The sequence below is a fragment of the Streptomyces sp. NPDC007025 genome (genome assembly GCF_042869455.1).
Lineage (GTDB): Bacteria > Actinomycetota > Actinomycetes > Streptomycetales > Streptomycetaceae > Streptomyces.
Genome location: NZ_JBIAFT010000011.1, coordinates 260,170 through 272,748 on the forward strand (window position 1 = coordinate 260,170; position 12,579 = coordinate 272,748).

At 72.2% G+C, this 12,579-nt stretch carries 10 protein-coding genes; 7 read left to right on the forward strand and 3 right to left on the reverse strand.

From position 1 onward, the window contains the following. The first annotated feature begins 30 nt into the window (after window positions 1–30). Together ACFYMO_RS22665 and ACFYMO_RS22670 are read left to right on the forward strand one after the other, a co-directional pair. Window positions 31–873 (forward strand): helix-turn-helix transcriptional regulator, encoded by an 843-nt coding sequence (locus ACFYMO_RS22665; RefSeq protein WP_366771598.1) that lies wholly within the window; start codon window positions 31–33, stop codon window positions 871–873. 156 nt (window positions 874–1,029) lie between these two features. Continuing rightward, complete coding sequence (locus tag ACFYMO_RS22670; RefSeq protein ID WP_366771599.1) at window positions 1,030–2,049, forward strand: alpha/beta hydrolase; 1,020 nt, start codon at window positions 1,030–1,032, stop codon at window positions 2,047–2,049. Between the two features lie 101 nt (window positions 2,050–2,150). On the opposite strand, the gene ACFYMO_RS22675 is transcribed toward ACFYMO_RS22670, so the two are convergent. After that, window positions 2,151–2,630 (reverse strand): MarR family transcriptional regulator, encoded by a 480-nt coding sequence (locus ACFYMO_RS22675; protein WP_366771600.1) that lies wholly within the window; start codon window positions 2,628–2,630, stop codon window positions 2,151–2,153. 59 nt (window positions 2,631–2,689) lie between these two features. On the opposite strand from ACFYMO_RS22675, the gene ACFYMO_RS22680 reads away from it, so the two are divergent. Then, window positions 2,690–3,175, forward strand: a complete 486-nt coding sequence (locus ACFYMO_RS22680) for a MarR family transcriptional regulator (protein ID WP_366771601.1) — start codon at window positions 2,690–2,692, stop codon at window positions 3,173–3,175. Window positions 3,176–3,411: 236 nt separating this feature from the next. After that, a complete protein-coding gene (locus tag ACFYMO_RS22685; RefSeq protein WP_388548455.1) occupies window positions 3,412–4,560 on the forward strand; it encodes a PP2C family protein-serine/threonine phosphatase in 1,149 nt (382 codons plus the stop codon). 6 nt (window positions 4,561–4,566) lie between these two features. Here the strand turns inward: ACFYMO_RS22685 and ACFYMO_RS22690 are convergent, their stop codons facing one another. Next, a complete protein-coding gene (locus ACFYMO_RS22690; RefSeq protein WP_388548458.1) occupies window positions 4,567–5,130 on the reverse strand; it encodes a MazG-like family protein in 564 nt (187 codons plus the stop codon). 245 nt (window positions 5,131–5,375) lie between these two features. Then, complete coding sequence (locus ACFYMO_RS22695) at window positions 5,376–7,958, reverse strand: ATP-dependent Clp protease ATP-binding subunit (protein ID WP_366771605.1); 2,583 nt, start codon at window positions 7,956–7,958, stop codon at window positions 5,376–5,378. Between the two features lie 504 nt (window positions 7,959–8,462). On the opposite strand from ACFYMO_RS22695, the gene ACFYMO_RS22700 reads away from it, so the two are divergent. The 3 genes from ACFYMO_RS22700 to ACFYMO_RS22710 all read left to right on the forward strand — a co-directional run bounded on the left by ACFYMO_RS22700 (window position 8,463) and on the right by ACFYMO_RS22710 (window position 12,457). Continuing rightward, a complete protein-coding gene (locus ACFYMO_RS22700; protein WP_366771606.1) occupies window positions 8,463–10,193 on the forward strand; it encodes a BCCT family transporter in 1,731 nt (576 codons plus the stop codon). Window positions 10,194–10,431: 238 nt separating this feature from the next. Further along, on the forward strand, window positions 10,432–11,775 hold the full coding sequence (locus tag ACFYMO_RS22705) for a potassium transporter TrkG (RefSeq protein WP_366771607.1): 1,344 nt from the start codon (window positions 10,432–10,434) through the stop codon (window positions 11,773–11,775). After that, window positions 11,768–12,457 carry a potassium channel family protein gene (locus ACFYMO_RS22710; protein ID WP_388548462.1) on the forward strand — a complete coding sequence of 230 codons (690 nt, stop codon included), beginning with the start codon at window positions 11,768–11,770 and terminating at the stop codon, window positions 12,455–12,457. Before ACFYMO_RS22705 ends, ACFYMO_RS22710 begins: the two co-directional genes overlap by 8 nt. Window positions 12,458–12,579 lie beyond the last annotated feature (122 nt).

A 12,579-nucleotide genomic window follows, 5' to 3' on the forward strand; every position in this document is an offset into this window, starting at 1 on the left:
CGGCGAGCGACGGACAGGGAGAGGCAGACCGTGGACCGAGCACAGCTCGCGGACTTCCTGCGCACCCGCAGGGAGGCTCTGCAGCCGGAGGACGTGGGGCTGCCCCGCGGCCCGCGGCGCAGGACCAGGGGACTGCGCCGTGAGGAGGCGGCCGCGCTGAGCGGCATGTCCACGGACTACTTCAGCCGCCTCGAGCAGCAGCGCGGCCCGCAGCCGTCGGCGCCGATGCTGGCCGCGATCGCCCAGGGCCTGCATATGTCGCTCACCGAGCGGGACCACCTCTTCCAGGTCGCGGGGCACAACGCACCTCCGCGGACCGGTTCGGACCACATCACCCCCGGACTGATGCGCATCCTGGGCAGGCTGGACGACACTCCGGCGCAGGTCATCAACGACCTCGCCGAGACGCTCTGGCAGACCCCGCTGGCGACCGGGCTCCTCGGCGACGAGTCCCGGTTCACCGGAGCGGACCGCAGCCTGTACCACCGCTGGTTCACCGACCCGGCCGCCCGGCTGCTGTACCCGGGGGAGGACCACCCGCGGCACAGCCGGTTCTTCGCCTCCGGACTGCGGGCCGCCTACTCCCGGCAGGGCCGGGGCAGCCGGGCCGAGGCGCTGGTCGAACGACTGCTGGCGGTCAGCGAGGAGTTCGCCCGGTACTGGAGCGCCCATGAGGTCGGGGCGCCCCGGGTGGAGCCGAAACGGTTCCTGCACTCCGAACTGGGGGAGATCGAGGTGCACTGCCAGGTGCTCCTCGATCCGGACCAGGGCCAGGCACTGCTGGTGTACACGGCCGTCCCCGGCTCGGAGAGCGACGAGAAGCTCCGGCTGCTGCCCGCCGCGGGCTCGCGCTCCGCGGCGGCGGAGAGCTGACGGCGGGCGGGCGCGGCCGGGCGCTTCCGGCGCCCTCGACGCCCGAGCGCGCTGCGGGGGTGGCGTTCGGGCGGGACAGGCCCCATGATCGTCGCCAGGGTGCCCGGTCGCCGGCCGGGTGCGGCGTTCGACGGTTCCGCAGTTCCGGAGGGGTAGATGTCCCGGCAGGCCACCGACGAGACCGACCGGACCGACCGGATCCCGCCCCCGACCCACCGGTTGGTGCCCTCCCCGGCAGGCCGGATCCATCTGGTCGAACAGGGCGCCGGTCCGCTGGTGCTGCTCGTGCACGGCTTCCCCGAGTCCTGGTTCTCCTGGCGCCACCAACTGCCCGTGCTGGCCGCGGCCGGATACCGCGCCGTCGCGCTCGACGTACGCGGCTACGGCCGCTCCTCTAAGCCTGCCGGGACGGCCGCCTACCGAATGCTCGACCTGGTGGAGGACAACGTCGCGGTCGTGCACGCCCTGGGGGAGCGGACCGCCGTCGTCGTCGGGCACGACTGGGGCTCCCCGATCGCCGCGAACTCCGGTCTGCTGCGGCCGGACGTCTTCCGGGCCGTGGGGATGCTGAGCGTCCCCTACAGTCCGCGCGGCGGCCCCCGGCCCTCCGAGGTCTTCTCCCGGATCGGCCGGGGCGAGGAGTTCTACATCTCCTACTTCCAGCAGCCCGGCCGGGCGGAGAGCGAGATCGAGCCCGACGTGCGCGGCTGGCTCGCGGGTGTCTACGCCGCGCTGTCCGCGGAGACCATGCCCGCGGACGGCGCGCCCGACCCGCACTTCGTCGCCCCGGGCGGCCGGATGCGCGACCGGTTCCCCACCGGGCGGCTGCCCACCTGGCTGACCGAGGGGGAGCTCGACGTCTTCGCGGGGGAGTTCGAGCGCACTGGGTTCACCGGGGCGCTCAACCGCTACCGCAACATGGACCGGGACTGGGAGGAGCTCGCGGACCTCGACGGCGCACCGCTCACCCAGCCGTCGCTGTTCGCCGGCGGTGGCCGGGACGCCTCCACCACCTGGATGGCCGACGCCGTCGACGCCTACCCCGCGACTCTTCCTGGTCTGCACGCCTCGCACATCCTCGATGACTGCGGCCACTGGATCCAGCAGGAACGTCCGGAGGAGATCAACCGGATCCTCACCGAGTGGCTCGCCGCGCTGCCGGCCCCGCCCGCCTGAGCCCGTCCCGCCTGCCCGAGCCGGCCGGGCCGGCCTCGCGGAGCCCGGCCGGGGTGCCGCGGGCCGTCCGGGAGCCGTTGTCACCGCTCGGCGTTCAGGCCTCAGGCCGGGCGCCCGCCGGAGGCGAGGTCGGCCTCCACGTTCGCGGCCATGACCGAGAGGGTCCGCACCGTCGCGGTGTACTGCTCGGGCGTGAGCTCGCCCAGTACGGTGCGGCGGCTGTGCGCGATCCGGTCCGCGATCCGGGCGTGCGCGGCGTGCCCCTCCGCGGTGAGGGCGATTTTCTGCCCCCCGGTGGTTGCCCACCCGCGGGCTGTGAGGCTGTTCCCGGGGCCGTCGAGGACCTCCGCCGGCTCCACCGCACCCGGCTGCCAGAAGGGGGCGAGCGCGCGGGTCAGCTCCTCGCGTGAGGCCGGGCCGCGGCTGAGAGTGTTCAGCAGTTGCCAGTGCCGACGGCCGATGTCCAGATCGGCGAGGGTGGCGTCGAACTGCCGCTCCAGCAGGTTGTCCAAGTGCTTGAGCCAGTAGCCGATGGGCTTGGTCGCGTCCATGCCGACCTCCGTCCCCAGGGAGTAATGCATGTAAACTAACATGTGAATGTGATTGGTCATACAGCAGCCTGGGCGGTGGGGAGCGTGCCGTGGACAACCCGGAACCCGATGTCGCGGCCCTGGAGTCCGCGCTGGTCGCGCTGCGCCGGGCGCAGAAGCGGCGTGCGCTGGCCCGGCTCGCAGAGCGGCGCGGTGAGCGCACGGGACCGCACGCCGGACTGCCGGACGCGGTCGTCGAGCTCGTGGACGCGGTCGCGGCCGAGGACGAGGCGGGAAGCACCCTCACCGTCACCGAGGCGGCCGCGGTGCTCGGGGTCGACCAGCCGCGTGCCAGTCGGCTGGCCGCCCAGGCGCGGGACGCGGGGCTGCTGCGCCGGGAGGCCGACCAGCAGGACGGGCGGCGCTCACTCCTGGTGCTCACCGGCGAAGGGCGAGCACTGCTCGCCCGCGTCAGGGAGTTCCGCGGCAGCGTCGTGGCCGAAGCCCTGCGCGACTGGCCGGAACCGGACCGCGCGGCCCTGGCCCGCCTCCTCACCCGCTTCGTGCGGGACTTCACCGCGCTGACCGCACCCTGAGACCCTCCCGCCGACGGGTGCCGACCGGGCGCGCGCGGTGGCACCGGAGGCACGGCCGGGTGGCGTACCGGAGGCGGCCGGAGGGCGGGCGCCGCCGGTCCGTCCCCGCGAGGGAGCGTGCGGGGCCCCTCGGCGACCGGCCTGTGCGGGGCAGGCGGGCGGAGGTGCGCCACAACCTTCCGACCCGGCGGTGCGGGGACGCGCACGGCGGCACGGTCGCGGGGCAGGATGTCCGGGTGAGTCAGGTGTGGGTGTGGCGACGGATCTACCGGTGGGTTCCCGCCGGGGTGCTGGTGCTCGCGGTCGGGCTGGACCTGCTGGCGCGCCATTGGGTCTCCACGGCACCGCTGCTCGCCGTCGCACCGGTGGTGGCGGCGCCGGTGCTGGAACCTCCGACGATCATCGCGGTCGGGGTCGCGGCGATGGCGGCACAGGCCGGGCTCGCCTACTCCAACGGCACGTTCGGGCCGCAGAGCGGCATCGGCACCCAGCTCACCCTGGTGGCCATCACCGCGCTGGCGGTCGGCCTCAACCGCACTCTGCGCTCGCACCACGCCTCCGCCGACAAGGCCCGGCACGCCGCACAGGTGGCCCAGCAGGCGGTGCTGCCCACCCCGCCCGAGCGCACCGGCGGACTGCGGGTCGCCGCGCGCTACGTGCCCGCCGACGAGACCGCCCTGATCGGCGGCGACCTGTACGTGGTCCAGGAGACGCCCTACGGGGTGCGCGCGATGATCGGCGACGTGCGCGGCAAGGGACTGTCCGCCATCGCGGTCGTCAGCGCGGACATCGGCGCGTTCCGCTACGCCGCCGACCACTGCGCCGATCTGCCCACCGTGGTGGAGACCCTGGAGGAGACGCTCGTCCGGGAGGGGGAGCGACAAGGCGGACTGGAACAGTCCGAGGGCTTCACCACGGCGCTGCTCGTGGAGTTCACCCAGGACCTGGCACGGGTCCGCCTCGTCAACCGCGGTCATCCCGCGCCGCTGCTGCTGGACCCGGCGGGCCCGGCCCGCGTCCTGGAGCCCGCCCGGGAGGCGCCGCCGCTGGGCATCACGACGCTGGGATCCTGGGCCTCGCCCGTGGAGACCTACGACCTGCCGCCCGGCGGGACGCTGCTGTGCTTCACGGACGGCGTCACCGAGGCCCGGGACCGCAGCGGCACCTTCTACCGGCCGGCCGAGCGGATCTCGCAGATGCTGGAGGCCTACCGGCGCAACACCGGCTACCCGGCGGACCCGCCCACCGTGCTCGACTTCCTGGTCACCGACGTGCACCGGCACAGCTCCGGCCCCGCCCAGGACGACCAGGCGCTCCTCGCCCTCACCCGCCCCGCCCGCCGCAGCGACCTCCTCACCCCGGAGGGGGCGCCTTCCGCGTCCTGAAAGCCGTCACGCCCGGTACGGGGCGCCGGAGGGCGGCGCCTGTCCGCCGTCCGCGGGGGACGGCTCCGAGTCCGGGCCCCAGGCGGCCGGGAACCGGGCCGCCTGCCGCGCGAGCTGCCTCCCGAGAAAGTCCGCCGCGTCGTCCGGCCGCATGCGTGCCAGGGCCACCAGACCCGTGATGGCCACGTCGGCCACTTCCGCGTGCACATCCTCCCAGGCGTGGCTGTATCCCTTGCGCGGGTTCGTGCCCTGGACGCCGATGACCGCCTGGGCGGCCTCGCCCGTCTCCTCCGAGAGCTTCAGCACCTGCAGCGTCCACTGCTGCTCCCGCGTCATGCCCTGCGCTTCGCCGTGCGTGTCGAAGGCGCGGGCGAGCGCGGAGACGACCGGCCAGACGTCCTGCGGCTGCTCCCGCTCCCGGCTCCCGTCGTCCGGCCCGGGGCGGCCGCTTCCGCGATCGGCGCCGGTGCCCGGCGCGTCCGGGGGCGCCGACCCGGCGCCCCCGAGCGGACGGGATCCGCCTCCCGGGACGCGTTCCCGGTGCCGCTCCTGCGATGTGACGTCTCCCAACGGGTGGCTCCTCGATCGTGCCGCGGTGACCGGGGCTGCCACGCCCGGTAGGGAGTGCATGCCCGCCGAGCCCCGGCGTCGAACCCGTGCGGGATCCCGCCGCCGCGCGGGGCATGCTCCGGGTGGGCGGGCGGCGCCGCCGCGCATGTGCGACGCCCGTCGGTACGGCGACACGCCGGCCCGGTGCCGTGCCCGGAGTCGCGCCGTGCTCAGGCCCCGGCCCCGGTGGTGGGCGGGCCCGCGCCTCAGCGCCGCGCCCCGGCCAGATCCGCACGCCCCTCGGTGCGGAACTCCAACTGTCCGTCCGCCACGTCGACCAGCAGCCTGGAGTGCGGCGCCAGATCGCCGCCCAGCAGCATCCGGGACAGCCGGTTGTCGACCTCGCGCTGGATCGTGCGGCGCAGCGGACGGGCGCCGTACTCGGGCTGGTAGCCGCGGTGGGCCAGCCACCCGACAGCTGCGGGGGAGAACTCGATCTCCAGATCCTGGGCGTGCACCCGGCGCCGGGTCTCCTCCAGCAGCAGGTCGGTGATCTGCCGCAGTTGCGCGTCGTCGAGCTGCCGGAAGACCACGATCTCGTCGATGCGGTTGAGGAATTCGGGGCGGAAGTGCTCGCGCAGCGGCCGCAGCACCCGATCGCGCCGGGCGCCTTCGTCGGTCTCCTCGCCGCCGCCGAATCCGAGCACCGCGCCACGCCCGGTGATGGCCTCCGAACCGAGGTTGCTGGTCATCACGATGACGGTGTTGGTGAAGTCGACCGTGCGGCCCTGGGAGTCGGTGAGCCGCCCGTCGTCCAGGACCTGCAGCAGCATGTTGAAGACGTCGGGGTGCGCCTTCTCCACCTCGTCCAGCAGCAGGAGCGAGTACGGGTTGCGCCGCACGGTCTCGGTGAGCTGCCCGGCCTCCTCGTGCCCCACGTATCCCGGCGGGGCGCCCACCAGCCGGCTGACGGTGTGCCGCTCCTGGTACTCGCTCATGTCGAGCCGCACCATCTTCTCGTCCGAGCCGAACAGCGCCTCCGCCAGTGCCCGGGCCAGCTCCGTCTTGCCGACGCCGGTGGGTCCCAGGAAGAGGAAGCTGCCGATCGGCCGCTCCGGGCTGGAGAGGCCCGAGCGCGAGCGCAGCACCGCGTCGGCGACGACCGTGACCGCCTCGTCCTGCCCGACCACCCGCCGCTGCAGCCGCTCCTCCAGCCCGAGCAGCCGCTCCTTCTCCTCCTGGGTGAGATTGCTGACGGGGATGCCGGTCTGCTGCGAGACGATGTCGGCGATGTCCTCGACCGTGACCTCCACGATCCGGTGGCCGGAGCGGGCCTCCTGCTTGTGCCCGTCGCGGCCGACCGCCTCTTCCAGCTCCGCGAGCCGGTCCCGCAGCTGGGTGGCCCGCTCGTAGTCCTCCGCGGCCACCGCCTGGTCCTTGTCGCGGCGCACCTGCTCGGCTTCGCGCTCCAGCGCCCGCACGTCCGTGCCGCGGGTCGCGGTACGCAGCCGCACCCGGGCGCCCGCCTGGTCCAGCAGGTCGATGGCCTTGTCGGGCAGGAAGCGCCCGGTCAGATAGCGGTCGGACAGCTCCACCGCGGCCACGAGTGCCTCGTCGGTGTAGCGCACCTGATGGTGGGCCTCGTAGCGGTCCCGCAGGCCGCGCAGGATCTCGACGGCGTCCGCCGCGGTGGGCTCGGGGACCAGGACCGGCTGGAAGCGGCGGGCCAGCGCCGCGTCCTTCTCGATGTACCGGCGGTGCTCCTCCAGGGTCGTGGCGCCGATGACGTGCAGCTCGCCCCGGGAGAGCGGCGGTTTGAGCATGTTGCTCGCGTCCATCGAGCCGCTCTCCCCGCCGCCTCCGGCTCCGACCACGGTGTGCAGCTCGTCGATGAAGACGATGAGTTCCTCGGTGTGGGCGCGGATCTCGTCGATGATGCCGGTGAGCCGCTCCTCGAAGTCGCCCCGGTAGCGGGTGCCCGCGACGACGCTGCCGAAGTCGAGCTGGACGACCCGCCTGCCCAGCAGGTTGTCGGGTACGTCGCCGTCGGCGATCCGCTGGGCCAGGCCCTCCACGATGGCTGTCTTCCCGACGCCCGCCTCGCCGATCAGCACCGGGTTGTTCTTGCCCCGCCGGGCGAGGACCTCCACGGTCTGCTCGATCTGCTCGTCCCGCCCGATGACCGGGTCGATCCGCCCCTCGCGGGCCAGCTCGGTCAGATCACGGCTGAACTTGTCGAGCTTGGGGGTGTTGCTGGGGCGCGCCTCCGGACCGCCGCGGGCCGGCGCTTCCGCTCCGGCGCCCTGCCCGGCGCCGGAGCCCCCGCCCGATGCGGCCGAACGGGGGTCGAAGTGGGCGGAGTTGAGGATCTGGCCGGCGGTGGAGTCGCGGTTGGCGGCGAGCGCGACCAGCACGTGCTCGGCGCCGATGTAGGAGGCGCCGCGGGCGCGTGCGATCTCGTGCGCGTCCATCAGCGCCCGCTTGACCGCGGGGCTGACGGACAGCGAGTTGCGCGGCTGTCCGGTCCCGACCTCGCGGTCGATCTCGGCGACGAGCGCGTCGGGGTCGGCCCCGGCCCGGGAGACCATGCTGCGGGTGGGCTCGGCGGCGAGCGCCGCCCGCAGCAGATGCTCGGTGTCCAGGTCGTCGCTGCCGTGTTCGGCCGCGTAGGAGGCCGCGTCGGAGACGAGTTGCCGTGCGGGCTCGCTCATCAGCCGGAGGAAGTCGTAGTAGCGGGGATCGCTGAACTGTCCGCCGTTCCCGGGCCGGGCTCCGCGCAGGAAGTGCGCGATGAACTCCTCGAACGGGTCCCGACCGAAATCCCCGGGACCCGTGTATCCGCTGGTCATGGTGGATCCGTCCCGCTGGCCCGGCCCGGCCGGGCCACGCTGTGCCGAGTACGGGTGGCTGCTGGTGCTGGGGTTCCCAGATGTGCGGGGCTGACACGTGAGCCCGGTGCCGCGGGCGGGGCTGTGCACGGCGCTGCGCCGGAGCGCGCCGCGCTTCCGCGGGGGGCGGGGCGCGGGCGAGCGTCGGGCACCGAAGCGTCCGCGCCATCCGTGCAGGGCGGTGTGTGGCTGATCCGTTACCCACCGCTGTGCGTGCCGGGCCCGGATTTCGGGCCCGAGTGGATCGGCCGGTTTGGCTCCGGGTCGCTGCCGTGAGGAGAGAAGTGCTGGTCAGGAGGTTGTGATCGGCACGGAGGTGCTGTGATGAACGTCTCGTTCCGGTTTGGCCGTTGACAGTAATGCTTTCGTAATGAATGACATGAAGGTTTTGGGGCAGCTGCCGCGACAGGCCGGAGACTCCCTTCGACCTGGTGGCCTATGAACCTGACCGCAAAGGATGAACGCGTGGCTGCGCAGACAACGGCCAGAACATCTGACCAAGAGCCGGAGGCGAAGCCTCCGGCGCCACCGAGGGATGGCTCGATCGCGCCGTGGGTCTTCTACCCGTCGGCCGCCGTCATCCTGCTCTTCGTGCTCTACGCCGTCATCGGCCAGGACACGGCCGCTGAGCAGGTGCAGAACGTGCAGGACGAGATCGTCGGCAACCTGAGCTGGTTCTACATGGCTCTGGTCTCGCTCTTCGTGATCTTCGTCATCTGGATCGGGATCGGGCGCTACGGGGACATCAAGCTCGGTAAGGACCATGAGAAGCCGGAGTTCAGTACGCTCTCCTGGTTCGCCATGCTGTTCGCCGCGGGCATGGGTATCGGTCTGGTCTTCTGGGGCGTCGCCGAGCCGCTGAACTTCTTCCACGCACCCCGGCCGGGCATCGGCGACGGAGCGGCCGACCGCGAGCAGTTCGCCATGGTGCAGACGTTCCTGCACTGGGGCATCCACCCCTGGGCGATCTACGTGGTCGTCGGCCTGGCCGTCGCCTACTCGGTGCACCGCAAGGGGCGCCCCGTCTCCATCCGCTGGGCACTGGAGCCGATCCTCGGCAACAGGGTGAACGGCGTCCTGGGCAACGTCATCGACTCGGTCGCGGTCATCGGCACCCTCTTCGGTGTGGCGACCTCGCTCGGCTTCGGCGTCATGCAGGTCGCCAGCGGAATGAACTTCCTCGGCTGGGTGGACGACCCGAACAGCAAGCTGCTGCTGGTCGTCCTGATCTCCTGCATCACCGGCATCGCCACCGTGTCGGTGGTCACCGGCATCGGCAAGGGCATCAAGTGGCTGTCCAACATCAACATGGGCGTGGCCGCGATCATCATGCTCTTCGTGCTGATCGCCGGACCGACGGTGTTCCTGCTCAACGGGCTGGCGCAGGACGTCGGCGGATACCTGCAGAACGTGCTGCAGCTCAGCTTCGACACCGGCGCCGCGCACGGCAAGGAGGGCACCAGCTGGGTCAACGGCTGGACCGTCTTCTACTGGGGCTGGTGGATCTCCTGGGCGCCGTTCGTCGGCATCTTCATCGCCCGCATCTCCCGGGGCCGCACGGTGCGCCAGTTCGTCTGCGGCGTGCTGCTCGTCCCCACTCTGCTGACCTTCGTCTGGTTCGCCATCTTCGGCGGCACCGGCCTCTTCCAGCAGATGAACGACAAGCACGACTACGTCCACGACGGCGCGATCAGCACCAACAACGCGCTGTTCGAGATGCTCGACACGCTGCCCGGCGGCAAGTTCGTCGCCGGTGTGTCGATCCTGCTGATCGTGCTGTTCTTCGTCACCTCCTCGGACTCCGGCTCGTACGTGGTCGACATGCTGGCCTCCGGCGGCGACCCCAACCCGCCGGTCTGGAGCCGGGTGTTCTGGGCGCTGGCCGAGGGTGCCGTCGCCATCGCGCTGCTGCTGGCCTCCGATCTCGGTGCCGGAGCCGCGTCGCTGAACACCTTGAAGACAGCGGCGATCGTCATCGCGCTGCCGTTCAGCATCGTGATGATCGGCATGTGCATCGCCACGCTGAAGTCCTTCCACCAGGAGCGCCAGGCGTACCTGCGGGCCAAGGAGCAGAAGCAGCAGGAGGAGCTGATCGACCAGACCGTGGCCGCGATCGAGGACAGCCTGGAGCACGGCACGCTCTCCGACGCGGTCGAGTCCTCCGCCAAGAGCCCGTCCGAGGACGCCAAGAAGTAGCACTCCGAGGGCCGGCGCCGCGCAGGTGCCGGGTACCGGACGCCGAGGCCGCAGCCCACCAGGCTGCGGCCTCGGCCGTGCTGCGGCCGGTGCGGCGGCGACGTCCGGGTGGTTCCCGTCCCGCGGGACAGGTCCGCGCAGTCATCGGGGATACCGGTTCCCAGGACCGCGGCGCGATTGCTTATCGTCTCCCGGTGCGAACAAACGTCGGATGTGTCTGTGGGGCGGAGTGCTTGCTGTGGTGACCCGGTGGCGGCCCCGTGTGCGGCACCCGGCCCAGATGGTCGTGGCCGGCTTCGCCATGGCGATCGGGATCGGGACCGGTCTGCTGATGCTCCCGGTGGCCAAGGCCGGGACGGGCTCGGCCACCGGGCTGGAGGCGCTGTTCACCTCCACCTCCGCGGTGTGTGTGACCGGGCTGGTGGTGGTCGACACCCCCGGCTACTGGAGCGGGTTCGGGCAGGCGGTGATCCTCGCGCTGATCCAGGTCGGCGGCTTCGGGATCATGACGTTCGCCTCCTGGCTGGTGCTGCTGGTCTCCCACCGGATGGGGCTGCGGGCCCGGCTCACCGCGGCGACCGAGACCAAGACCCTGGGCCTGGGAGATGTGCGCACGGTCGTCGTCCGCGTGGTGAAGGTCAGCCTGCTGCTGGAGGCGGTCACCGCGGCGATCCTGGCCGTGCGGTTCGCCACCGCCTACGGCGAGACCCTGCCGCGCGCGGTGTGGCTGGGCGTCTTCCACGCCGTCTCGGCGTTCAACAACGCGGGGTTCGCGCTCTACTCCGACAGCCTGATGGGGTTCGTCACCGACCCGTGGATCTGCCTGCCGCTGTCGGCCGCGGTGATCGCCGGGGGGCTCGGCTTCCCGGTGCTGTTCGAGTTGCGCCGCAGATTCCGCAGGCCGCGCACCTGGTCCCTGCACACCAAGATCGTGCTCGGTGCCTCCGCGGTCTTCCTGGCCGGCGGCAGCGCCTTCGTCACCGCCCTCGAATGGGACAACCCGGCGACGCTGGGTCCGCTGGACGTGCCGGGGAAGCTGCTGGCCGGATTCGTCCAGGGCGTCATGCCGCGCACCGCGGGTTTCAACAGCGTCGACACCGGCGCGCTGAGCCCGGCCACCTGGCTGGGCACCGATGTGCTGATGTTCATCGGCGGCGCCAGCGCCGGTACCGCCGGGGGCATCAAGGTCACCACCTTCGCCGTACTGTTCTTCGTGCTCTACGCGGAGATCCGGGGCGAGGGCGCGGTCGACATCTTCCGCCGCCGGCTGCCCGGCGACCTTCAGCGGCAGGCCCTGACGGTGGTGCTGCTGTCGGTGGCCGCCGTCGCGACCTCGACGCTGGTCTTCATGGTCTTCACCGACTTCAGCCTGGACCAGTCGCTGTTCGAGGTGACCTCGGCCTTCGCCACCGTCGGGCTCTCGACCGGCATCACCTCCGGGCTGCCCGGGGGTGAGCAGATCCTGCTGACGGTACTGATGTTCATCGGGCGGCTCGGCCCCATCACCGTCGCCTCCGCGCTGGCCCTGCGGCTGCGCGTCCGTATGTACGACCTTCCCGAGGAGCGACCCGTCATTGGCTAGGAAGCGCAGCAATCGGAACCGCCGCGGCGCCCACCACGAATCCGTGGTGGTCATCGGGCTCGGCCGGTTCGGCCGGTCCCTGGCACTCGAACTCGTGGACGAGGACACCGAGGTCCTGGGCATCGACGAGAACCCCGCGGTCGTCCAGTCCCTCTCCGGCTCACTCACCCACACCGTGCGCGCCGACTCCACGAAGGAGGACGCCCTGCGGCAACTCGCGGTCCACGAGTTCGACCGGGCCGTCGTCGCCATCGGCAGCGATCTGGAGGCCAGCATCCTCACCGCCTCGCTGCTGATCTCCTTCGGGATCGAGAACGTGTGGGCGAAGGCCACCAGCGAAGCCCACGGCCGCATCCTCACCCAGCTCGGTGTCCAGCACGTCGTCTTCCCCGAGCACGACATGGGGCAGCGCGTCGCGCACCTCGTCCGCGGCGGCATGCTCGACTACATCGAGTTCGAGGACGACTTCGCCATGGTCAAGACCACGCCGCCGCCCGACGTCCTCGACATCCCGCTGTCCAGCAGCGCCGTCCGCACCCGCTACGGCATCACCGTCGTCGCCATCAAACGGCCCGGCGAGGGCTTCAGCTACGCCACACCCGACACGGTGGTCCAGGCGGACGACACCCTCATCGTGGCCGGACGCACCCGGGCGACCGAACGTTTCAGCGAACGGCGCTGAGCCGGCGCGGCAGCCGGAGACCGACAGTCCCGGCAGGCTGGGCAGCGCCGGAACTGTCGGCCCGCGCAGCCTAGGGCCGCCCCGGTCCAGGACGAAGAGGACGCACCGGCGGCGCCCGGATC